Raw genomic sequence first — 19,709 nt, 5'->3', positions numbered from 1 at the left:
AAAATACGCATGGCTAGTCCAGAACAACAGCACACGATTATTGAATGGTTCAGGTTGGCCCTAGACTGGACAAACGGTCGGATCGGATCAGAAGCGATACGTCGCTCCTTCGGTCAACCGGAGCAAGATGACGTTGTTGGGAATACTCGGTCTCAGGATTATTTTCCCGATTTCGCATCTATCTCGTTCGAATCGACTGTCACGAGTGATACGCCGACTTCTTTCACACTCAAGGTCGAACCGGCGCTTGATACGAACATACCCAAAGAGAGCTTCGAAAGCTATTTAGGACTTCGCAGAGCGGTGCGAGGGGAGATTATCGACGGCCGGCGTGAAGAGAAGAACCAATTCTTCAATCCTAACGTGGTTCCCAATGGAAATCCGGATCTGGTGACCCTGATTTACCGCGTTCCGCAATCTCCTGATTCACATTTCGAGGTGTACGTCAGCATCGACTATCTCGGGCTAAACGCCCACGATGGCCCGGATTTCAAGAACCTGCAAAGTGCCGTCAATCTGCGACAGATCGCAATACATCGTAGACCGCTGACCCCGGACGAACTCGAGCAACGTAATCAGGCCAAGCGTCAGAAATACGGCTACATGAACTTGCGCAGTGGCATGCTGTGCCCGGAAACGGGATGGTGGGAAGGTTGGACGACGCTTAACGAGATCGACAAGCAAGTCGTACGCGCAGGTTCTAATTTTCCGCAAGCAGTGTTGGGCGCGGGAAGATCCGGTCCTGACGGCGCGAGATTTGCCGACGCACAGTGGATGTGGCGCGGTCTCTATCGCGAGACGTCCTGAGCCACTGCTTGTTAATCGCGCCCTCTCCCATTCGGGTCGATAAGTGCCTTCCATCTAGCCGCCATAACGCGGTGCGCGTCGTTCCACAATCGCGACCGAGATGCAAGCACGCCCCGCAGACTGTCACTGCGGGGCGCCTCGTCACTACCCCTCAAACACCGGCCGCATCTCACCTACCTTCAACGACGTATCCGGCGCGCGCCCCTTCCTCGCCCGCTTGCCAAGATGCAGTTGCAACTGCGCCCCCGCGAGCTTCTCGTCCCTCACCTTCCCGCCGCGCCCCGCCCCCGTCAGCACGACGCCGCGCGCATCGATCGCCAACGCCTGTCGCAAAGTCTCCTTCGGATCCAGCGCCATCAGCGTGACGCCACGCCCGCCGCCCGACAGCGTCTTCATCTCGTCCATGCCGAACACGAGCAGGCGGCCCATGCTCGACAGGCACGCGACATGACTCGCGCCCGGCACGACCGGCATCGGCGCAAGCGGCGTCGCGCCCTCGTCGATAGTCATGAACGCCTTGCCCGCCTTCACGCGGCTCACCATATCGCCGATCTTCGCGATAAAGCCGAAGCCATTGCTCGACGCCAGCAGCAACTGCTGATCCGCCGATGCCGCGAAATAATGCAGCAAGTGCGTGCCCGATCCCAGCTCGATCAGCGACGTCACCGGCACGCCATCACCGCGCCCACCCGGCAGCGCCGCGACCGGCACCGAATACACGCGCCCATTGCTGCCCCACGCGACGAGCGTATCCGGCGTGCGCGCCTGGAACGCCGCATAGAGACTGTCGCCGGCCTTGAACGTGAAGCCCGCGGGGTCCAGCCCGTGTCCCTTCAGCGCGCGCACCCAGCCCCGCTGTGACACGACGACCGTCACCGGCTCATCGACGACACGCGCTTCGAAGGTGGCGCGGGTGGCCTGCTGAATCAGCGTGCGCCGATCGTCGCCATACTGCTTCGCATCCGCCTCGATCTCCTTGATGAGCAGGCGCTTCATCGCCGCGTCGCTGTTGAGCAGTTCCTCGAGCTTCGTCTTCTCGTCGCGCAGATCGGACAGTTCCTGCTCGATCTTGATTGCCTCCAGCCGCGCCAGCTGACGCAAGCGGATCTCGAGAATATCCTCGGCCTGCCGGTCCGAGAGCTTGAACCGCGCAATCAGCGCCTGCTTCGGCTCCTCGGCCTCGCGAATGATGCGAATGACTTCATCAATATTCAGGAAGACGATCATTCGCCCTTCGAGAATATGGATGCGGTCGTTCACCTTGTTCAACCGATGCTGCGTGCGGCGCGTCACCGTCACGAATCGGAAGCCGATCCACTCGTGCAGGATCTCGACGATGCCCTTCTGACGCGGCCGGCCATCCGCGCCGATCATCACGAGATTGATCGCCGCGTTCGACTCCAGGCTCGTATGCGCGAGCAGCGAATTGACGAACTCCGTCTGGTCGATACGGCTCGACTTCGGCTCGAACACGAGGCGCACCGGCGCATCCTTGCCGGACTCGTCGCGCACCGTATCCAGCAGGCCGAGCAGCGTCTGCTTCGTCTGCAACTGGTCGGGCGTGAGCGTCTTCTTGCCGAGCTTGATCTTGGGATTCGTCAGTTCCTCGATCTCTTCGAGCACCTTCTGGCCCGAAGTATTCGGCGGCAATTCGGTGATGACGAGTTGCCACTGACCGCGCGCGAGGTCCTCGATCTTCCAGCGCGCGCGCACCTTGAGACTGCCCCGCCCGCTTTCATACGCAGCGGAGATTTCCGCCTGCGACGAGATGATCTGCCCGCCGCCCGGAAAGTCGGGACCGTTGAGCTTTTCCATGACCGCCGCATGACCGAGCTTCGGATCGCGAATCATGGCGACGGCAGCCGTCGCGACTTCGCGCAGGTTGTGCGACGGAATCTCCGTCGCGAGACCGACCGCAATCCCCGATGCGCCGTTGAGCAGCAGAAACGGCAAGCGCGCGGGCAGGAGCTTCGGCTCTTCGAACGAACCGTCGTAGTTCGGCATGAAGTCAACCGTGCCCTGATCGATTTCATCGAGCAGAAGGCGCGCGATCGGCGTGAGGCGCGCTTCGGTGTATCGCATGGCGGCGGCGCCGTCGCCGTCGCGCGAGCCGAAGTTGCCCTGCCCGTCGATGAGCGGATAGCGCATCGAGAAGTCCTGCGCGAGACGCACGAGCGCGTCGTACGCCGATTGATCGCCGTGCGGGTGATACTTGCCGAGCACGTCGCCGACCACGCGCGCCGATTTCACCGGCTTGGCCGTACTCGCGAGGCCCATCTCGCTCATCGCGTAGAGAATGCGGCGCTGCACGGGCTTTTGCCCGTCCGATACGTCGGGCAGCGCGCGCCCCTTGACCACGCTCACCGCATAGTCGAGATACGCGCGTTCGGCGTAATCGCCGAGCGTCAGTTGTTCGCCGTCCGGTGCGGTCTGCTCGGCGAAGAGATCGTCTGTGATTCCCATCGAATTTCCGTTCTTGAAGCGTTGCGTCGTTTAAGCGTCAGATGTCCGCTTCGACTTCGTTGCCCTTCTCTTCGAGCCAGCTTCGGCGCGAGGCCGCTTCGCCCTTGCCCATCAGCATCGTCATGCGCGACACCGTGAGATCGAAGCCGAGATCGCCCAGGCCGACAGGCATCAGACGCCGCGTGTCGGGGTTCATCGTCGTGTCCCAGAGCTGTTCCGCGCTCATTTCACCCAGGCCCTTGAAGCGGCTGATGCTCCATTGCGTCTCGCGCACGTTGTCCTTGCGCAGCTTGTCGAGGATCGCTTCGAGTTCGCCTTCGTCGAGCGCATAGAGCTTCTGCGCGGGCTTCTTGCCGCGCGCGGGAGCATCGACGCGAAAGAGCGGCGGGCGCGCAACGCAGACATGGCCGCGTTCGATCAATTGCGGGAAATGCTTGAAGAACAGCGTGAGCAGGAGCACCTGAATGTGCGCGCCGTCAACGTCCGCGTCCGACAGGATGCAGATCTTCCCGTAACGCAGATTCGACAAGTCGATCTGATCGTCGGGACCGTGCGGATCGACGCCGATCGCGACCGCAATGTCATGCACTTCGTTGTTCGCGAACAGCCGGTCGCGCTCGGTTTCCCACGTGTTCAGCACCTTGCCGCGCAACGGGAGAATGGCCTGGAACTCCTTGTCGCGGCCCATCTTCGCGGACCCGCCCGCCGAATCGCCCTCGACGAGGAAGAGTTCGTTGCGCGAAATATCCGTCGATTCGCAATCGGTCAGCTTGCCGGGCAGCACCGCCACGCCCGAGCTCTTGCGCTTCTCGACCTTCTGGCCGGCACGCGTGCGCGCCTGCGCCTGGCGGATGACGAGTTCCGCGAGCTTCTTGCCGTACTCGACGTGCTGATTGAGCCACAATTCCAGCGCCGGCCGCGAGAACGACGACACGAGCTTCACCGCATCGCGGCTATTGAGGCGTTCCTTGATCTGCCCTTGAAACTGCGGATCGAGCACCTTCGCCGACAGCACGAACGACACGCGCGCGAACACGTCTTCCGCGAGCAGCTTCACGCCCTTCGGCTGCAGATTGTGAATCTCGACGAAGTTCTTCACCGCCTGAAAGAGGCCGTCGCGCAAGCCGGATTCGTGCGTGCCGCCCGCGGGCGTCGGGATGAGGTTCACATACGATTCGCGCAAGAGCGGCCCTTCCTCGCTCCACGCGACGACCCAGGACGCACCCTCGCCTTCCGCGAAGGTTTCTTCGGTGTTCTTCGAGCTTTCGGCGTAGCGCTCGCCTTCGAAAAGCGGAATCAGCAGTTCGCCGCCGCCCATGCCTTCGAGCAGATAGCCGCGCAGGCCGTCTTCGTACTTCCACGTCTGACGCTCGCCGCTTTTCTCGATGACGAGCGCCACTTCGACGCCCGGCAGCAGCACCGCCTTCGAGCGAAGCAGGCGCTGCAGTTCGCCGAGCGGCAGGTTCGGGGAGTCGAAATATTTCGCGTTCGGCCAGGCGCGCACGCGCGTGCCGGTCTTCTTCGCGCCGCGTTCGGCCGGGCGCACGGTGAGCGGCTCGATGACATCGCCGTTGGCGAACGCGAGTTGCGCGCACTTGTTGTCGCGCCAGACGGTGACTTCGAGGCGCGTGGCGAGCGCGTTCGTCACCGATACGCCGACGCCATGCAGGCCGCCCGAAAACGTATAGGCGCCGCCAGCGGCCTTGTCGAACTTGCCGCCCGCATGCAGGCGCGTGTACACGATCTCGACGACGGGCACGCCTTCCTCGGGATGCAGGCCGAACGGAATGCCGCGGCCATCGTCCTCGACGGACACGGAGTTGTCCGCATGCAGCGTGACGGTGATCTGCTTGCCGTAGCCGCCGAGCGCTTCGTCGGAGGCGTTGTCGATCACTTCCTGAATGATGTGCAGCGGGTTCTCGGTGCGCGTGTACATGCCCGGCCGCTGCTTGACCGGCTCGAGCCCTTTGAGCACCTTGATCGATGCTTCGCTGTAACCGGCCGCCTTCGCGCTCATCGCGCGCTTGCTGGAAACTGCTTCGGCCGCACTGGATTTTTTCGTGGACATAGCTGAACGTTGGTCCCGGCACCGAACCGACGCGCGGGAACGTTCACTGCGCGTCTGCCCGGATGCCGGGGAATGCTTGATCGAATGCTCGGGAAGTGCCTGGCGAAGCCGGCGCCACGCGGACATTGCCGCGAACGCTTGCCGCGCCGCGCTAGGAGAATAGCGGTTTTCGCGGGCCGCGCCCATCTTGACGGCGGCCCCGAAGCCGTGCAAGCCCGCTCAAGTGCGCTTCGCTTCCAGCTCTTCCCAGCGCTCCAGCGCGACGAGCAGTTCCTCTTCGATGGCCGCATGCCGCTCCGAAAGCCGCGCGCCTTCCTTCGCGTCCTTCGCGAAGATGGAGCCGTCTTCGAGCTGCGCGCCGATGCGCTTCTGCTCCTCTTCCAGTTCCGCGATGCGGCCGGGCAGCGCCTCGAGCTCGCGCTGTTCCTTGAACGACAGCTTGACCGTGCGCTGCGCGTTGCGGCCCGCTGCGCTTTCCTTGGGCGCATCGTCCCTCGGGGCTTCCTTCGCGCTTTGCCGCGCCGCTTCTTCGGCGATGCGATCCGAACGTTCGCGCTGGATTTGCCAGTCCGAGAAGCCGCCGACATACTCGCGCCACTTCCCGCCGCCCTCCGCCGCGAACACCGAGGTCACCACGTTGTCGAGAAACGCGCGGTCGTGGCTCACGAGCAGCACGGTGCCGTCGTAGTCCGCGAGCAGTTCTTCGAGCAGCTCGAGCGTGGGGATATCGAGGTCGTTGGTCGGCTCGTCGAGCACGAGCACGTTCGCGGGACGCGCAAAAAGCCGCGCGAGCAACAGGCGATTGCGCTCGCCGCCCGACAGCGACCGCACCGGCGAACGCGCGCGTTCCGGCGCGAACAGGAAGTCGCCGAGATAGCTCATCACATGCTTCTTCACGCCGTTCACCTCGACCCATTCGCTGCCCGGGCTGATGGTGTCCGCGAGCGATTTGTCGAGATCGAGCTGGGCGCGCATCTGATCGAAATACGCCGTCTGGATGTTCGTGCCGATGCGAACACCGCCTGCGTCGGGCTGAAGTTCGCCGAGAATGAGCTTGAGCAGCGTGGTCTTGCCCGCACCGTTCGGCCCGACGAGGCCGATCTTGTCGCCGCGCATGACAGTGGCCGTGAAGCTGTCAACGATGCTCCGCCCGCCGTAGCGCTTGGTGACATCGGTGAGTTCGGCGACGATCTTGCCGGACTTCTCGCCCTGCCCGACGTCGAGCTTGACGTTGCCCTGCACGTTGCGGCGATCGGCGCGTTCCTTGCGCATTTCGACGAGCCGCGCGATGCGTCCGACGCTGCGCGTGCGCCGCGCCTCCACGCCCTTGCGAATCCACACTTCTTCCTGCGCGAGCAGCTTGTCGAACTTGGCCTGCTCCACCTGTTCGACTTCGAGCTGCTGCGCCTTGCGAATCTGATACGCGCTGAAATTGCCCGGATACGACAGGAGACGCCCGCGATCCAGTTCGACGATGCGCGTCGCCACACGATCCAGGAATGCGCGATCGTGCGTGATGAAAAGCAGGCCCGTGCGCAAGGTCACGAGCAGTTCTTCCAGCCAGCGGATGCCTTCGAAGTCGAGATGGTTGGTCGGCTCGTCCAGCAGCAACACGTCGGGCTGCACGACGAGCGCCCGCGCCAGCGCGACGCGCTTTCTCATGCCGCCGGAGAGCGAGCCGGCACGCGCCTCGCCGTCGAGGCCGATCTGCGCGAGCGTCGTCGAGACGCGCGTGCGCCAGTTCCACGCGTCGCGCGTATCGAGTGCGGATTGCAGCGCGTTCATGCGCGCAAGCAGCGCATCGTGCTCCGCGCCTTCGGGCGTATCCGCGAGACGATGCGCGACGCTGTCGTATTCGTCGAGCAGCGAACGCGCATCGGTGAGGCCGGAGGCGACGACATCGAACACGGAGGCATCGAGGTCGAATTCCGGCTCCTGGGGCACATAGACGGTCGTCAGTTCGTTCTGGCGCGTGACGAGGCCATCGTCGGGCGCGGCGAGCCCCGCGACGATCTTGAGCAGCGACGACTTGCCCGCGCCGTTGCGGCCGATCAACCCGACGCGCTCGCCCGCTTCGAGCGAGAAGTCCGCGTGATCCAGCAATGCGACGTGGCCGAACGCAAGCTGTGCGTCCGAGATGGAATAAAGCGACATGGGGATGAATGCGAACGGACGGTGAACTAGCAGTGAACGATAGGCCAGCAATGGCGATACCGTGGAAGCGGCCATTGTACCGATGTTGACCGGCGCGTTCGGCCGGTCCTCCGCGCGTTGGCCGAACGGCCGATGCCCCGCTCGCTACTTCACGTGAACCTTGATCGTCTGCGCCATCTCCGGTCCATACGAGCGATGCGCGCCGTCGCCGAACTGCATCGTCAGCGTGTGGTCGCCGGGCGGCAGCCTGACATCGGCCTCGGTCTGGCCCTTGCCGTAGTGCAGGGAGGTGTCGCTGGCGGGAATCACCGTGCCCTTGGGCAGCGGGCCGCTATCGATGAGCAGGTGATGGTGGCCGGTGCCGTCGGTCATCGTGCCGGCCGGCTCGATTTTCATGCCCTCGACGGCGAACCTCACATGCACCGGGCTGGTGACGGTCGCGCCGTCCTTCGGCTCGACGAAACCGACGTGCGATTGCGCGTGAGCCGCGTGAGAGAAAGCGCCGAGCGCGAGCGCGCCCGACAGCGCGGCGGCGGAAAGCGTGTTCTTGAGCATCGTATTCTCCTGGTCAATGGCAGGCACAAACCGCGACCAAGGATACACCGCCCGGCGCGTGACGCATCGGGAACGCGTCCGCCGATTCGGGTAAGATGCCGGGTCGCCGGATGCCGCGCCGATGCAAAGCGCGGGCGGCCTGTTTCCATTTCAGATCAAGAGTTTGTCGTGAGCGAAGTCATCGAATACAAAAGCTGGGTGTGCCTGATTTGCGGCTGGGTCTATAGCGAGCAAGACGGCCTGCCGAACGAAGGCATCGCGCCGGGCACGCGTTTCGCCGATATCCCCGCCGACTGGCGCTGTCCGGAATGCGACGTCGGGAAGGAAGATTTCGTCGTCGTCGAGTTCTGATGTTACGGGCGTCGCCGATGCGCGACGCCTCCCCTAGCGCGCCACCGCGATCAACTCGCGGCTCGTTGCCGCCACCGGCGCGCGATTCCAGTCCCCGTACCACTCGATGTGTGCGAATCCCGCCTGCGTCAGCAAGCGCGCGAGTTCGTCCCGGGCGCGCAACCGCAGTTCGCTGTCGGCGCGCAAGGTCTCGCCGTCCGCGCAAAAGCGATAGTGCGTCGTGAAGGCGACGCGGCCTGTCGCGTCCGGGTCCGGAGCCGCATGCCGCTCCTGCCACACGTCGAACGATGCGCCCATCGGCTGCGGCGATGCGCCTTCGCGAGCGATCAGGCGTCCAGTCCTCCCACGCCCTCGCAGCGGGATTGCGGCTCTCGAACGCGATGCGCCCGCCCGGCCGCAGTGCGCGCCGCGCGGCCATGAGCGTCGCGAGCAGCGAGGCATCGTCGAGAAAAATCTGCGCGACGTGGCCCGTCATCACGAGCAGGTCCGCCGCGCCGGCGAACGGCAGCGCGCCGGCATCGCCTTCGATCCAGTTCACGCGATCGCCGCCCGCCCTTCGACGCGCGATACGCAGCATCTCCCGCGACGGATCGATGCCCGTCACGCGATAGCCGCGCTCCGCCAGTTCACATGCGAGCAGCCCCGTGCCGCAGCCGAGATCGATGACATGCCGCGCCGATCCGGCGAGCGCGAGATAGAACGCGGTATCGGGACCCGCGGGGTTGAGCGCGTCGTAGAGCGCGACGATGCGCGGGTCGGAGTAAGGCATGGAGGACGTCACCGGCTTTGATAAGCGAGCGCTTCGCGCATCGGCTGGCTGTGGACCATGATCGGCCCGGAGAATGGCGTATCGAGATCGAGGATCACGAGCACGGCGGACGCGATCGACAGCGCGCCGAGCGTGATCGTCACGAGGGACAGCGCGTTGCGCGGCGCGATCAGTCCGAAGCACAGAAAGATGATGAGCAGCCAGCCGACGAGAATGCGATCGAACGGATACGAGATCGAGCCGTGCGCTTCCTCGATCAGCTTCCAGCGCAGCGCGATCAGTTGATCGAAGCGCGTGGCGGCCTCGTCGGCGAGCTTGCGATGATACGCATCGGCGGGTTCGAGCAGCCGCACCTGACGTTGCCCGCGCGCGAGCATCTCGCCGAGCGCGCGGCTCGCGAGCTTGCCGCTCGCATGCGGCGAGGATTCCACTTTCGGATAGTCATCGCCGGGCGGCGGCGTTTCGCCGGGCCACGTGCTCGCGACCGCCGCCGCGGTGTACGCGCGCAGCAGCGCGCGGGTCTCGGCGAGTTCCGCGCCGTAGTCGCGCATCGTGTGATCGAGTTCGATGATCGCGGCGGCATAGCTGCGCACGTCGTTATCGGTAGTATCGAAAACCGTTTTCGCCGATGCCGTCAGAAGTCCGAGCACGAGCGCCGCGAACGTCACGAGCATGCCGACGAGCAACTGGACCAGTTGCACCGTCTCCTGCGCCTTGTGCTCCTCGGGCAGGAGCGGCCGCACCATCGCGCCGATGCCGGTGCTGGCGAGCAGCAGGACGAACACGAGCACCGCGGATTCGATTTCGGTCATCGAGGCATGAGCCGGCAGGCGCGATGAGGAGTCGTCGCATTATGGAGGGAATCGGGTCGGAGCGTGCAAGGACGCGGCGCGCACAGCAAGCGCCGGAAGGAGGGTCAACAGCTTGTGGGAGTTGCTGCGTTGCTTGCCTGGTGGTCCCCCCGGCAGGAATCGAACCTGCATCTAGCGCTTAGGAGGCACTCGTTCTATCCATTGAACTACGGGGAGCGGACCGTGCGACTCGCCAGAACTGGCGAGAGCGCAGAGTATAGCAAACGCTCCCGGCAATCGGCATCGGTCTGCCGCACGCACATTAAGGGTTTCTTCCTATCAAGTCTTGCCGCGCGATGCCGCCATCGGAGTAATGGACTCCATTCCCCACATGAAGCCGCACGGCGCATTCTCCGCGTTGCTGGCAGACCAGGACCTGGCGCACCTTCAGAGGGTGATGCGCCGTTCGTTGTCGTGCGATCTCGGCGGTCCGTTGCTGCCGCTCTCGTACTGGCGCGACCGGCTCGCCGCCATCACGCGCCGGACACACCTTTCGCCGACGCAGGTTCAGACCGTGCATCGGCTTTATCTTTATATCGATGTGTTCGAGGCCGCGTCCGTGGTGCGCGACGATGAGCCCGTCGCCATCGAAGCGGCTCAGGTCAATGCCGATGCCTGAGCCACCAGTCGCGCAGCGGATGACGCCGCGCCCGTGCGTGCATCGGCTCGCGCCGCCGGTCGTCCATCCGCCAGTCCTGCGCGAACAGCACGATGCCGAGCGCGGCCAGTCCCGCGATGCCGACGAGGATGCTGGTCAAATCCGTCATGGCGGCCTCCCGCTATCGATTGCCCCATGACTTCATGATAGTCACGCGCGCCGCGCACGACCGTCCGGAATCGCCCTGATCGCCGCCATCGCCCTAGACGGCCGCCTCCTGGCGCGCGCGCTGCTGCTGCGCATGCGCCGCAAGACGCACCGCCGCGTTCGCCGCGCCGTAGCCGTCATAACCGCCGCGCCGCTCGATCACTTCAAGAAAGAAGCGCTGATCGAGCTGCTCCGTGTAAGCATGGAAGAACTCGCCGCCGCGCTCGTCGCGGTCATAGAGGATGTTGTGCTCGCGCATCGCGTCGATCTGCTCGTCGGGCAGGCCGTAACGCGCGGCGAGATCGTCGTAGTAGTTGCGCGGAATGCGCAGGAAGGCGACGCCATCGGCGACGAGGCGCGGGATCGCATCGAAGATATCGGGCGTGCTGAACGCAACGTGATTCAGCCCCGAGCCGCGATACATCGACAGCGATTCGCCCACCGCCGTATATCGATCCACCGATGCGTTCAGCGCGATGCGCACCGAACCGTCGCGGCTGCGCACCGCACGGCTGCGCACGAGGCCATACGGGTCCGGTACGAGCACGCCCGGCTCCGTTTCGAAGCCGAATGCGCTCCGGAAAAACAGCACCCACGTATCGAGCGCTTCGGCAGGCAGCGACAGGCACACATGGTCGATGCGCGATAGCGGGCCCACTTCGTACGGGCCGTCGATATCGGTCAGGACGAAATCGGATTCCCATAGCGTCGGCGCGCCGGGGGCTTCATCGACGAAATAATCGAGACTGCCGTCCGGCGACTGCACGCCCGGCACGACGCGCTCGTTCGGCCCGACCTGCCCCGAGAACGGCTTCGAGCCGTAGGCGGCGGCGCGTTCGAAGGCGAGCTTCGCATCGTCGACATGAAACGCCGACGCGCACAGCGACAAGCCATGCTGCTGATAGAACGCGCTCGCGAACGAATCGGCTTCGGCGTTCAGCACGATCGACCCCGCGCCGTGGCGATACAGCGTCACATCCTTCGAGCGATGCCGGCCCGCGAGTCTGAAGCCGAGCTTGCCGAGCCAGCCGGCGACATGCTCGCGCGTCGTATCGTCGACGGCGAATTCGAGAAACTGGAAGCCGATATGCTCGGGCGGCGCGGGGGGATCGAAGAGCGCGGCGGGCGCGTTGTCGCCCATGAGGGCGCGCGTCTGTTCCTCGAGAAAGCGCAGCGAGCGATGCCCGTCCGCCGCGGTGATCGCGGTCGGCGCGGCGCGAAAGCCGTCGTTGAAGATTTCGAGCGACAGCGGGCCGGTGTAGCCCGCTTCGAGCACGCGCGCCGTGAAACCCGCGACATCGAAGGCGCCCTGCCCCGGAAAGCACCGATAGTGGCGGCTCCATTCGAGCACGTCCATCGCGAGGACGGGCGCATCCGCGATCTGCACGAACGCGATGCGATCGCCCGGAATCGCAGCGATTTCATCGACGGAATCGCGGATGCAAAGCGTATGGAAGCTGTCGAGCACGAGGCCCAGGCTCGGATGATTCACGGCATCGACGAGACGCCACGCATGCTTGTACGAATTGACGTGCCGCCCCCACGCCAGCGCCTCATAGCCGACGACGACGCCCGCTTGCTCGGCGAGCCGCGCGAGCGCGCCGAGCTGATCGACGATCAGCGCATCGTCAGCGATCGTCTCCGGCGACACGTTGCTGCACGCAAGCATGCGGTCCGCGCCGAGCTCGTGCATCAGGTCGAATTTGCGCTTCACGCGCTCGACGTTCCTGGCGAAGCGGTCGGGATTCACGCCCTCGAAATCGCGAAACGGCTGGAACAGGTAGATGCCGAGGCCGAGGTCGCCGCAAATGCGCCGGACATCGGCGGGCGTGCCGTCGAAGTAGAGAAGATCGTTCTCGAATATCTCGACGCCATCGAAGCCCGCCGCGCGAATCGCCTTCAGTTTTTCGACGAGCGTCCCGCTGATGGACACGGTCGCGATGGATGTGGGAATTGAACGCAGCATGCTGCCTCCTCGTTGCATTCGGTGTGATGCGGGATCAATCGATTCAGTGTAGGCGCTGCGCAAGCATTCCACGTCATTGTGCGGCAGAATAACAAACTAACTAGACCGTACAAAATCGGTACAAGTACGGACGGACAGCAATTGCTCCAGCGGTCACACTGCGTTCTTCCGTTCTGTCGCGATGCAGCATCGCGCCTTCAATTTCTGCTGTACGCTAGGCGCTGTCGCCTGGCTTCTTTCGCGGGAGCAGCTCGCATGACCAGCAAAACTTCATACCTCATCGGACTGATCGGCTCGGGCATCGGCGGTTCGCTCACGCCCGCGATGCACGAGGAGGAAGGCCGCCTCCTCGGGCTGAACTACGTGTATCGACGCATCGATCTGCAGGCGCTCGAGCTCGAACCATCGGCGCTGCCCGATCTCCTTCAAACAGCCGAACGCATGGGTTACGACGGCCTGAACATCACGTATCCGTGCAAGCAAAGTGTGATCCCCCTGCTCGACGATCTCGACCCCGACGCGCGCGCGCTCGGCGCGGTGAACACGGTCGTGCTGAAGGACGGCAAGCGCATCGGCTACAACACGGACTGGTCGGGCTTTGCGCGCGCGTTCCAGCGCGGTCTGCCCGATGCCCCGCTCGATCGCGTGGTGCAGCTCGGCGCGGGCGGCGCGGGCGCGGCCGTGGCGCATGCCGCGCTGACGATGGGCGCACGCGCGCTCACGCTGTTCGATTCCGACGAGGCGCGGGCATCGTCGCTGGCGCAGGAACTGGCGGCGCGCTTTCCTGATCGCGAAGTGACGAGCGGCGGCGATCTGCGCGAGACGCTGCGCGCCGGGAACGGCCTCATTCACGCGACGCCGACTGGCATGGCGAAGCTGCCCGGCCTGCCGTTGCCGGCCGAGTTTCTGCACGAGGACCTGTGGGTCGCGGAAATCGTCTATTTCCCGCTGGAGACCGAACTCCTCAAGGCGGCGAAGGCGCTCGGCTGCAAAACGGTCAGTGGCGGCGGCATGGCGGTGTGTCAGGCTGTCGATGCGCTGCGCATCTTCACCGGCCGCGAACCGGATGCCGAGCGCATGTTCGCGCATTTTCAGCGCTTGCTCGAAGCCTGATCCGCTGCGTTCATCGACGCCATGAAAAAACGGCGGTCTCGCAAGAGAGCCGCCGTTTTTTTAGTCGTCGCGACGCATGAAGCACAGCACGGCGTCGATGATCATCTCGCGATGCCGCGCCCGTGAGCGCGGACCGGACGGATCGCGCCCGAACGCCGCGCTCCACGTATGCCGGTTCGCCACGCGATGAAAACAGAACGAGCTGATCATCAGATGCAGATCGATGGGATCGACGTCATCGCGAAAGCGCCCCGCTTCGACGCCCCGCGCGATGAGATCCTCGATGGTCTTCACCACGGTCGAATTGCGCGCCTTGAAGGTCTTCGACTGCTCGATGTACTTCGCCGAATGCACGTTCTCGATGGTCACGAGGCGCACGAAATCGCGGTGCCTGTCGTGGTAATCGAACGTGAAGCCGATGAATTCGCGCAACGCTTCTTCGGGGTCCATCTCCGCCAGATGAAGCTCCTGTTCGAGCGCGCGGATGTCGCCGTAGACCTGTTCCAGCACCGCTTCGTACAGCCCTTCCTTGCTGCCGAAGTAGTAGTACAGCATGCGCTTGGTGGTGTTCGTGCGCTCCGCGATGGCATCGACGCGCGCGCCCGTCAGGCCCATCGCCGAGAATTCCTGCGTGGCGATGTCGAGGATATTGCGTTTGGTTTCCAGAGGATCGTACTTGCGCCGCCCTTCCGACCCGGTCGACGAGGGCGCAGCACTGGCGGGCGTCGCGGCCTTGCTTCCTTTTTTCATTGTTGTGTCTGAGAACGGCGGTGGGGAACGATTCTAGCATGGGGGTCCCGAGCTTCCGGGCCCATGCGCACGAGGGTTTTCAGGGGCTTCATCTATACTTTTTCGATCCCCTCAACGTCACCGTTCATCGCATGCCGCACGCCAAAGTCATCGCCGTATCGCTCGTGTTTTCCGCCCTCGCCGCTTCCGCGCTGCCCGTTGCGGCACAGACGCAACTGCCGCCCGGCCATCCATCGTCGCCGCAGCTTCTGGCCGCCGAAGGCGTGATGACGAGCGCGAACATCGCGCGTGGCGCGGCGGATGTCTGTCATATCGATGCAGCGAAGATCGCTCACTTCAAGGACGCCGCGCGCGCGAATTTCCGCGACGCGCCCGATTTCGACGCGGAATGGGCGCTCGGATACAAGCAGGCACAGGCGACCGTCGATCGCTTCGACAAGCTGAAGACGAGCAATCCGGCCGAGTACAAGAAGGAAATCGACGAGGCGTGCCCCGCGCTCGATCGCGGCATCGACGAAGTGACGCGCTAGGGAATAAGCGCCCGCGCGTGCGTGCTCGAATTGAGGGGCGGATGCTACACTCGACCGGCTATTGCGGTCCCTTGCGTACTCGTCGTCAGCCGTGCTGACTTTGTTCGCGCGCCGGGTTGGCAGAGACCGCATCGATCATTCGAAGCTCATAAGGAGGCATGACTCTCATGGCTGATTTCCGCATCTGGTCCGACGAATTTCCGGCGAATGGCTTCCTGACCCGCGCACAGGAATTCGATCAGCAAGCCTTCGGCGCGTCGGGCGAAAACATCTCCCCGGCATTGCAGTGGTCCGATCCGCCCGCCGACACGAAGAGCTTCGCGCTCACCGTCTACGATCCCGACGCGCCTACGGGCAGCGGCTTCTGGCACTGGATCGTCGTCAACATTCCCGCCGATGTCCGCTCGCTGCCGCGCAACGCGGGCAAGGCCGACGGCAGCCTGCTGCCCGCCGGCGCGCTGCAGCTTCGTAACGATTACGGCACGGTCGGCTTCGGCGGCGCGGCGCCTCCGCGTGGCGACAAGCCGCATCGCTACATCTTCCGCATCCACGCGCTCGAAGCCGAGAACCTCCCGCTCGATCCCAACGCGACGAACGCGGTGGCGCGCTTCATGACGCATCTGAACGAAATCGATTCGGCGACCTACACCGGTCTCTACGAATTGAAGTGAAGTGAACCGAGACGCGCGCCACGGCAGAATCCGTGGCCGCGCCGATCGCGTCACAAGCGATTTGAAAACGGCGCGTCATACAATGCGCCGCCCGCCACTCACCGCCCTCCGATGGATTCCGACCAAGGCCTTCCCGTCCCCCAACGATATTGGGCGATCGCCGTCGTCGCGCTCGGCATCACGCTCGCGGTGCTCGACGGCGCCATCGCCAACGTCGCGCTGCCGACCATCGCGCGCAATCTCTCGGCCTCCCCCGCCGATTCCATCTGGGTCGTCAACGCATATCAGCTCGCGATCACGATCTCGCTGCTGCCGCTCGCATCGCTCGGCGATCGCATCGGCTATCGGCGCGTGTACATGGCGGGGCTTGCGCTTTTCACGGTGTCGTCGCTGGCGTGTGCGCTGTCGGGATCGCTCGTCGCGCTGACGGTCGCGCGCGTCGTCCAGGGCTTCGGCGCGGCAGGCATCATGAGCGTGAACACCGCGATCGTCCGCATGATCTATCCGCAAAAGCTGCTCGGGCGCGGCGTGAGCATCAACGCGTCGGTGGTCGCCATCTCATCGGTAATCGGACCGACGGTCGCATCCGGCGTGCTCGCCATCGCGCCGTGGCCGTGGCTCTTTGCGATCAACGTGCCGATCGGCATTGCCGCGCTCGTCATCGGCGCAAAGGCGCTGCCGCGCACGCCGGGACATCGCCAGCCCTACGACTACGTGAGTGCGGTGATGAATGCGCTTTTCTTCGGCATCGCGATCGTGGCCATCGACGGACTCGGGCACGGCGAGCATCGGCCGTATGTGATCGCCGAATTCGTCGCCACAGCGGTCATCGGCTACTTCTTCGTGCGCCGGCAGCTCACGCAGAGCGCGCCGCTGCTGCCGGTCGATCTCTTGCGCATTCCGGTGTTCGCGCTGTCGGTCGGCACGTCGGTCTGTTCGTTCTGCGCGCAAATGCTGGCGTTCGTTTCGCTGCCTTTCCTGCTGCAGAACGGCTTCGGCATGAGCCAGGTCGAGACCGGCTTTCTGATGACGCCGTGGCCGCTCGTGATCGTCTTCGTCGCGCCGATAGCCGGCATGCTCGCCGACCGTTACTCCGCCGGATTGCTCGGCGGCATCGGCCTCGCGATCCTGACCGTCGGACTCGTTCTGCTCGCGACCGTCGGCGCGCATCCGACACCGCTCGACGTGGGATGGCGCATGGCGATCTGCGGGCTCGGCTTCGGCCTCTTCCAGTCGCCGAACAACCGGCAGATGCTTTCCTCGGCGCCGCGTCATCGCAGCGGCGGCGCGAGCGGCATGCTCGGCACCGCGCGCCTCACCGGTCAGACGGTGGGCGCGGCGCTCGTCGCGCTGATCTTCGGCGTGGAGCCGCAACGCGGCGCAGTCATCGCGCTGTCGCTCGCGGCCGTGTTCGCGGCGGCGGCGGCCGTGGTGAGCTTGTTGAGGCTGACGGGCAAGCGACGCGTCGAGCCTGCCTGACATCCCGGTTCAGCGACTGGCCGTCTGCCTCGCGCGCGACGCTGCGGACACGCGCGCCCGTCGGGCCGCATCTGCATCGCCGAAATCCCGGCCATCGCTGGGCACACACCTTGCTGCCGTTCGGACATCGATCCGCAGGCGATCTTCTCGCCGCGCGGAAGTCCGAACAAGCATCGAGAAGGAGGTGTGTTCATGGCAAGTTCCCTCAACGGCCGCAAGGTAGCGATTCTCGCCGTCGATGGATTCGAGCAGGCGGAACTCGTGGAACCGCAGCGTGCGCTGAAGGAAGCCGGCGCGCAAGTCGACGTCATCTCGCAGAAGCCGGGACAGGTTCAGGGCTTCAATCATGTCGACAAGGGCGATGCCGTGCCGGTCGACCGTACGTTCGATGAAGCCACCGCCGCCGAATACGATGCGGTCGTGCTGCCGGGCGGCGTCGTCAATGGCGATGCAATCCGCCTCGACGCGAAAGCGCAAGCCTTCGTGAAGGAAGCCGATCAGGCGCAAAAGCCCATCGCCGTGATCTGTCATGGCGGCTGGCTGCCGATCTCGGCGGGGATCATCGCCGGGCGCACCATCACGAGCTGGCCGAGCCTGCAAGACGATGTGCGCAACGCGGGCGGCACGTGGGTGGATCAGGAAGTGCAGATCGACGGCAATCTCATCACGAGCCGCAAGCCCGACGATCTGCCCGCATTCAACAACGCGCTGATCGAGGCGCTCGGCAAGGCGAACGCCGCCTGATCGCGCCGATCGAACCGACACGACCACCGGAGCCCGCCGATGCCACGCGTTTCATCGTGCTTCATCGCCCTCGCATTTGCCGCGTTCGCCACGCTCCCGGCGCTCGCACCTGCGCAGGCTCAGGACGGCGCGGGCAAGATGCAGACGCAGAAGCTCTCGACCGTCGATCAGCAGTTCATCCAGGACGCCGGCGCCGCGAGCGCGACGGAAATCGCCGCTAGCAAGCTCGCGCTCGCGCGATCGGCCGACAAGCAGGTGAAGGACTTCGCACAGCGAATGATCGCCGATCATACGAAGCTCGCACGCAACCTCGATGTGATCGCGAAGCGCCACGGCATCACGACGCCGCCGGCTTCGGACTCGTCGGTCGTCGGCAGCCTGCAAAATCTCGAGGGCGCGGACTTCGACAAGGCTTATATTGAAAAGGTCGCGCTGGCCGCGCATCAGAAGGCCGTCGAACTTTTCGCGAAGGAAAGCGAAAGCGGCAACGATGCCGCGCTGAAGGCCGCCGCCGCGAAGGCGCTGCCGATCATCCGCCATCACTATGCGATGGCGCAGCAGCTCGCCAGGACTAAGTCCGCGCCATGACCGCCCGGCTCAACACCGATCGCGCGGGCGGCCTGCCCGTTCGCGCGCCCGCCGGTCCCCGACCGGCTTATGAGGACTCGACCATGCACATCACGTTTTCGGAAGAACGCCCCGTGTTCGACGGCGACGACCTCGCAGTTCATTTCACCGCGCTCGTCGACGGCGAGGCAGTCGTCTGTTCGATCAGCGCGGAAGCGCTCGAGGATCACTTCGGCGCGGCATCGCCACGTGAAGAAGATCTGATGCCTGCGTTCGAAAACGGCGCGGCGCGCATTCGCGCAGTCTGCGCAGAAGCGCTCGACGACAACGGCGGCCAGCCCGTCGTGCTGCGCAGCGGACTCTTCCGCGTCGCGGGACTGGAACCCGAATGATGCCGTTCACACAGCGAGCAACGCTCGCCGATTCCACGCCATTCACATCTCAAAAGGAGGGAACATGTCCCTGATCATCGCCGGCCGATTCGAGACTTTTCCCGCCGCCGAAACGGCCGCGCAACGGCTCTTCGCAGACGGCTTCGTGGAAGAAGACGTGACGCTCTTCTTCGTCAATCCGAGCGGACAGCATGCGCGGTTTCCCATCGGCGGCGACGTGCATACGGACAAGGGCGCGGGCGCCGCACCGAAAGGCGCTGGCAAGGGCGTGACGATCGGCGCGGTCATCGGCGCGATCATCGGCGCGGCGATTTTCGCCGTCTTCAAGGCGCCGCTGTTCGTGTCGGTGGTGGCGGCCGGTGTCGGCGCGTATATCGGCTCGCTCGCGGGCGCGATGTCGCATACGAAGAAGAAGCCGGACGCCCCGATGCAGGCGGAAGAACCGACGCGCACGTCGGGCGTGCTCGTCGCCGTGCATGTGTCGCCGGAAACGCACGACCGCGCGGCGTCGATCTTGCGTGAAGCGGGCGGGCTCGATATCGAACGCGCGTCCGGCCGCTGGAAGCAAGGACGCTGGAGCGACTTCGACCCGCTGAAGCCGCCGCAACCCGTGAAGGAATTCGCGCAGCCGCGCGCGTGAGGTCCATCGGATAAGCAATCCAGACCGAGCCCCG

Annotated in this window: 20 protein-coding genes, 1 tRNA gene and 1 pseudogene; 11 read left to right on the top strand and 11 right to left on the bottom strand. The window is 64.7% G+C overall.

Features of this window, described 5'->3' with window-relative positions:
* Positions 1-9 precede the first annotated feature (9 nt).
* Positions 10-807, top strand: coding sequence for a hypothetical protein (locus tag P9255_RS23635; protein ID WP_309790512.1), 798 nt, complete (start codon positions 10-12; stop codon positions 805-807).
* Positions 808-951: 144 nt separating this feature from the next.
* Here the strand turns inward: P9255_RS23635 and parC are convergent, their stop codons facing one another.
* The 4 genes from parC to P9255_RS23615 form a co-directional block, all read right to left on the bottom strand.
* A complete protein-coding gene (parC, locus tag P9255_RS23630) occupies positions 952-3,270 on the bottom strand; it encodes a DNA topoisomerase IV subunit A (protein WP_309790511.1) in 2,319 nt (772 codons plus the stop codon).
* A gap of 37 nt (positions 3,271-3,307) precedes the next feature.
* Positions 3,308-5,287, bottom strand: coding sequence for a DNA topoisomerase IV subunit B (locus tag P9255_RS23625; protein WP_309765494.1), 1,980 nt, complete (start codon positions 5,285-5,287; stop codon positions 3,308-3,310).
* A 270-nt stretch (positions 5,288-5,557) separates the two neighbouring features.
* On the bottom strand, positions 5,558-7,492 hold the full coding sequence (locus tag P9255_RS23620) for an ATP-binding cassette domain-containing protein (RefSeq protein ID WP_309790510.1): 1,935 nt from the start codon (positions 7,490-7,492) through the stop codon (positions 5,558-5,560).
* 144 nt (positions 7,493-7,636) lie between these two features.
* On the bottom strand, positions 7,637-8,047 hold the full coding sequence (locus tag P9255_RS23615) for a DUF4399 domain-containing protein (protein WP_309765284.1): 411 nt from the start codon (positions 8,045-8,047) through the stop codon (positions 7,637-7,639).
* A gap of 168 nt (positions 8,048-8,215) precedes the next feature.
* On the opposite strand from P9255_RS23615, the gene P9255_RS23610 reads away from it, so the two are divergent.
* Entirely contained in the window at positions 8,216-8,398 is a 183-nt protein-coding gene (locus P9255_RS23610) for a rubredoxin (RefSeq protein ID WP_309765285.1), read from the top strand.
* Between the two features lie 33 nt (positions 8,399-8,431).
* Here the strand turns inward: P9255_RS23610 and P9255_RS23605 are convergent, their stop codons facing one another.
* The 4 genes and pseudogenes from P9255_RS23605 to P9255_RS23590 form a co-directional block, all read right to left on the bottom strand.
* A complete protein-coding gene (locus P9255_RS23605) occupies positions 8,432-8,695 on the bottom strand; it encodes a hypothetical protein (RefSeq protein ID WP_309790812.1) in 264 nt (87 codons plus the stop codon).
* An 88-nt stretch (positions 8,696-8,783) separates the two neighbouring features.
* Positions 8,784-9,167, bottom strand: a pseudogene (locus P9255_RS23600) (class I SAM-dependent methyltransferase); the annotation flags it as partial.
* Between the two features lie 8 nt (positions 9,168-9,175).
* Complete coding sequence (locus tag P9255_RS23595; RefSeq protein ID WP_309790509.1) at positions 9,176-9,979, bottom strand: hypothetical protein; 804 nt, start codon at positions 9,977-9,979, stop codon at positions 9,176-9,178.
* A 141-nt stretch (positions 9,980-10,120) separates the two neighbouring features.
* Positions 10,121-10,195 (bottom strand) — tRNA-Arg (locus tag P9255_RS23590).
* A gap of 136 nt (positions 10,196-10,331) precedes the next feature.
* Here P9255_RS23590 and P9255_RS23585 point away from each other — a divergent pair.
* Positions 10,332-10,637: a hypothetical protein gene (locus tag P9255_RS23585; RefSeq protein WP_309790508.1), complete on the top strand. Its 306-nt coding sequence runs from the start codon at positions 10,332-10,334 to the stop codon at positions 10,635-10,637.
* On the opposite strand, the gene P9255_RS23580 is transcribed toward P9255_RS23585, so the two are convergent.
* On the bottom strand, positions 10,621-10,785 hold the full coding sequence (locus P9255_RS23580; protein ID WP_309765289.1) for a hypothetical protein: 165 nt from the start codon (positions 10,783-10,785) through the stop codon (positions 10,621-10,623). The two genes, P9255_RS23585 and P9255_RS23580, sit on opposite strands and share 17 nt — an antisense overlap.
* 93 nt (positions 10,786-10,878) lie before the next feature.
* Positions 10,879-12,777 (bottom strand): TIM barrel protein, encoded by a 1,899-nt coding sequence (locus tag P9255_RS23575; protein ID WP_309765495.1) that lies wholly within the window; start codon positions 12,775-12,777, stop codon positions 10,879-10,881.
* 267 nt (positions 12,778-13,044) lie between these two features.
* On the opposite strand from P9255_RS23575, the gene P9255_RS23570 reads away from it, so the two are divergent.
* Complete coding sequence (locus P9255_RS23570; protein ID WP_309765290.1) at positions 13,045-13,902, top strand: shikimate dehydrogenase; 858 nt, start codon at positions 13,045-13,047, stop codon at positions 13,900-13,902.
* Between the two features lie 60 nt (positions 13,903-13,962).
* On the opposite strand, the gene P9255_RS23565 is transcribed toward P9255_RS23570, so the two are convergent.
* The gene (locus tag P9255_RS23565) at positions 13,963-14,652 is read right to left on the bottom strand and encodes a TetR/AcrR family transcriptional regulator (RefSeq protein WP_309765291.1); all 690 of its coding nucleotides are present in this window, start codon (positions 14,650-14,652) and stop codon (positions 13,963-13,965) included.
* A 131-nt stretch (positions 14,653-14,783) separates the two neighbouring features.
* On the opposite strand from P9255_RS23565, the gene P9255_RS23560 reads away from it, so the two are divergent.
* From P9255_RS23560 to P9255_RS23530, 7 genes are all read left to right on the top strand, one after another.
* Positions 14,784-15,182: a hypothetical protein gene (locus tag P9255_RS23560; RefSeq protein ID WP_309765292.1), complete on the top strand. Its 399-nt coding sequence runs from the start codon at positions 14,784-14,786 to the stop codon at positions 15,180-15,182.
* A 167-nt stretch (positions 15,183-15,349) separates the two neighbouring features.
* Positions 15,350-15,853, top strand: coding sequence for a YbhB/YbcL family Raf kinase inhibitor-like protein (locus P9255_RS23555; protein ID WP_309790507.1), 504 nt, complete (start codon positions 15,350-15,352; stop codon positions 15,851-15,853).
* 111 nt (positions 15,854-15,964) lie between these two features.
* Positions 15,965-17,332: an MFS transporter gene (locus P9255_RS23550; protein WP_309790506.1), complete on the top strand. Its 1,368-nt coding sequence runs from the start codon at positions 15,965-15,967 to the stop codon at positions 17,330-17,332.
* Positions 17,333-17,524: 192 nt separating this feature from the next.
* A complete protein-coding gene (locus P9255_RS23545; protein WP_309790504.1) occupies positions 17,525-18,076 on the top strand; it encodes a type 1 glutamine amidotransferase domain-containing protein in 552 nt (183 codons plus the stop codon).
* 39 nt (positions 18,077-18,115) lie between these two features.
* Positions 18,116-18,664, top strand: a complete 549-nt coding sequence (locus P9255_RS23540) for a DUF4142 domain-containing protein (RefSeq protein WP_309790503.1) — start codon at positions 18,116-18,118, stop codon at positions 18,662-18,664.
* Positions 18,661-19,035 (top strand): DUF1488 domain-containing protein, encoded by a 375-nt coding sequence (locus P9255_RS23535; protein WP_309790502.1) that lies wholly within the window; start codon positions 18,661-18,663, stop codon positions 19,033-19,035. Before P9255_RS23540 ends, P9255_RS23535 begins: the two co-directional genes overlap by 4 nt.
* 64 nt (positions 19,036-19,099) lie before the next feature.
* The gene (locus P9255_RS23530; protein ID WP_309765298.1) at positions 19,100-19,675 is read left to right on the top strand and encodes a hypothetical protein; all 576 of its coding nucleotides are present in this window, start codon (positions 19,100-19,102) and stop codon (positions 19,673-19,675) included.
* The last annotated feature ends 34 nt before the right edge of the window (positions 19,676-19,709 follow it).

The organism is Caballeronia sp. LZ019 (genome assembly GCF_031450825.1).
In the GTDB taxonomy this organism is placed as follows: Bacteria; Pseudomonadota; Gammaproteobacteria; order Burkholderiales; family Burkholderiaceae; genus Caballeronia.
This window is presented reverse-complemented; position numbering and strand designations above follow the sequence as displayed.

Coding starts and splice junctions, on each gene's coding strand:
- P9255_RS23625 (WP_309765494.1), bottom strand. CDS start 5,287: ATGAGCGCGAAGGCGGCCGGTTACAGCGAAGCATCGATCAAGGTGCTC.
- P9255_RS23620 (WP_309790510.1), bottom strand. CDS start 7,492: ATGTCGCTTTATTCCATCTCGGACGCACAGCTTGCGTTCGGCCACGTC.
- P9255_RS23555 (WP_309790507.1), top strand. CDS start 15,350: ATGGCTGATTTCCGCATCTGGTCCGACGAATTTCCGGCGAATGGCTTC.
- P9255_RS23585 (WP_309790508.1), top strand. CDS start 10,332: ATGGACTCCATTCCCCACATGAAGCCGCACGGCGCATTCTCCGCGTTG.
- P9255_RS23535 (WP_309790502.1), top strand. CDS start 18,661: ATGACCGCCCGGCTCAACACCGATCGCGCGGGCGGCCTGCCCGTTCGC.
- P9255_RS23565 (WP_309765291.1), bottom strand. CDS start 14,652: ATGAAAAAAGGAAGCAAGGCCGCGACGCCCGCCAGTGCTGCGCCCTCG.
- P9255_RS23540 (WP_309790503.1), top strand. CDS start 18,116: ATGCCACGCGTTTCATCGTGCTTCATCGCCCTCGCATTTGCCGCGTTC.
- P9255_RS23560 (WP_309765292.1), top strand. CDS start 14,784: ATGCCGCACGCCAAAGTCATCGCCGTATCGCTCGTGTTTTCCGCCCTC.
- P9255_RS23635 (WP_309790512.1), top strand. CDS start 10: ATGGCTAGTCCAGAACAACAGCACACGATTATTGAATGGTTCAGGTTG.
- P9255_RS23580 (WP_309765289.1), bottom strand. CDS start 10,785: ATGACGGATTTGACCAGCATCCTCGTCGGCATCGCGGGACTGGCCGCG.
- P9255_RS23595 (WP_309790509.1), bottom strand. CDS start 9,979: ATGACCGAAATCGAATCCGCGGTGCTCGTGTTCGTCCTGCTGCTCGCC.
- P9255_RS23570 (WP_309765290.1), top strand. CDS start 13,045: ATGACCAGCAAAACTTCATACCTCATCGGACTGATCGGCTCGGGCATC.
- P9255_RS23550 (WP_309790506.1), top strand. CDS start 15,965: ATGGATTCCGACCAAGGCCTTCCCGTCCCCCAACGATATTGGGCGATC.
- P9255_RS23530 (WP_309765298.1), top strand. CDS start 19,100: ATGTCCCTGATCATCGCCGGCCGATTCGAGACTTTTCCCGCCGCCGAA.
- P9255_RS23605 (WP_309790812.1), bottom strand. CDS start 8,695: ATGGGCGCATCGTTCGACGTGTGGCAGGAGCGGCATGCGGCTCCGGAC.
- P9255_RS23615 (WP_309765284.1), bottom strand. CDS start 8,047: ATGCTCAAGAACACGCTTTCCGCCGCCGCGCTGTCGGGCGCGCTCGCG.
- P9255_RS23545 (WP_309790504.1), top strand. CDS start 17,525: ATGGCAAGTTCCCTCAACGGCCGCAAGGTAGCGATTCTCGCCGTCGAT.
- parC (WP_309790511.1), bottom strand. CDS start 3,270: ATGGGAATCACAGACGATCTCTTCGCCGAGCAGACCGCACCGGACGGC.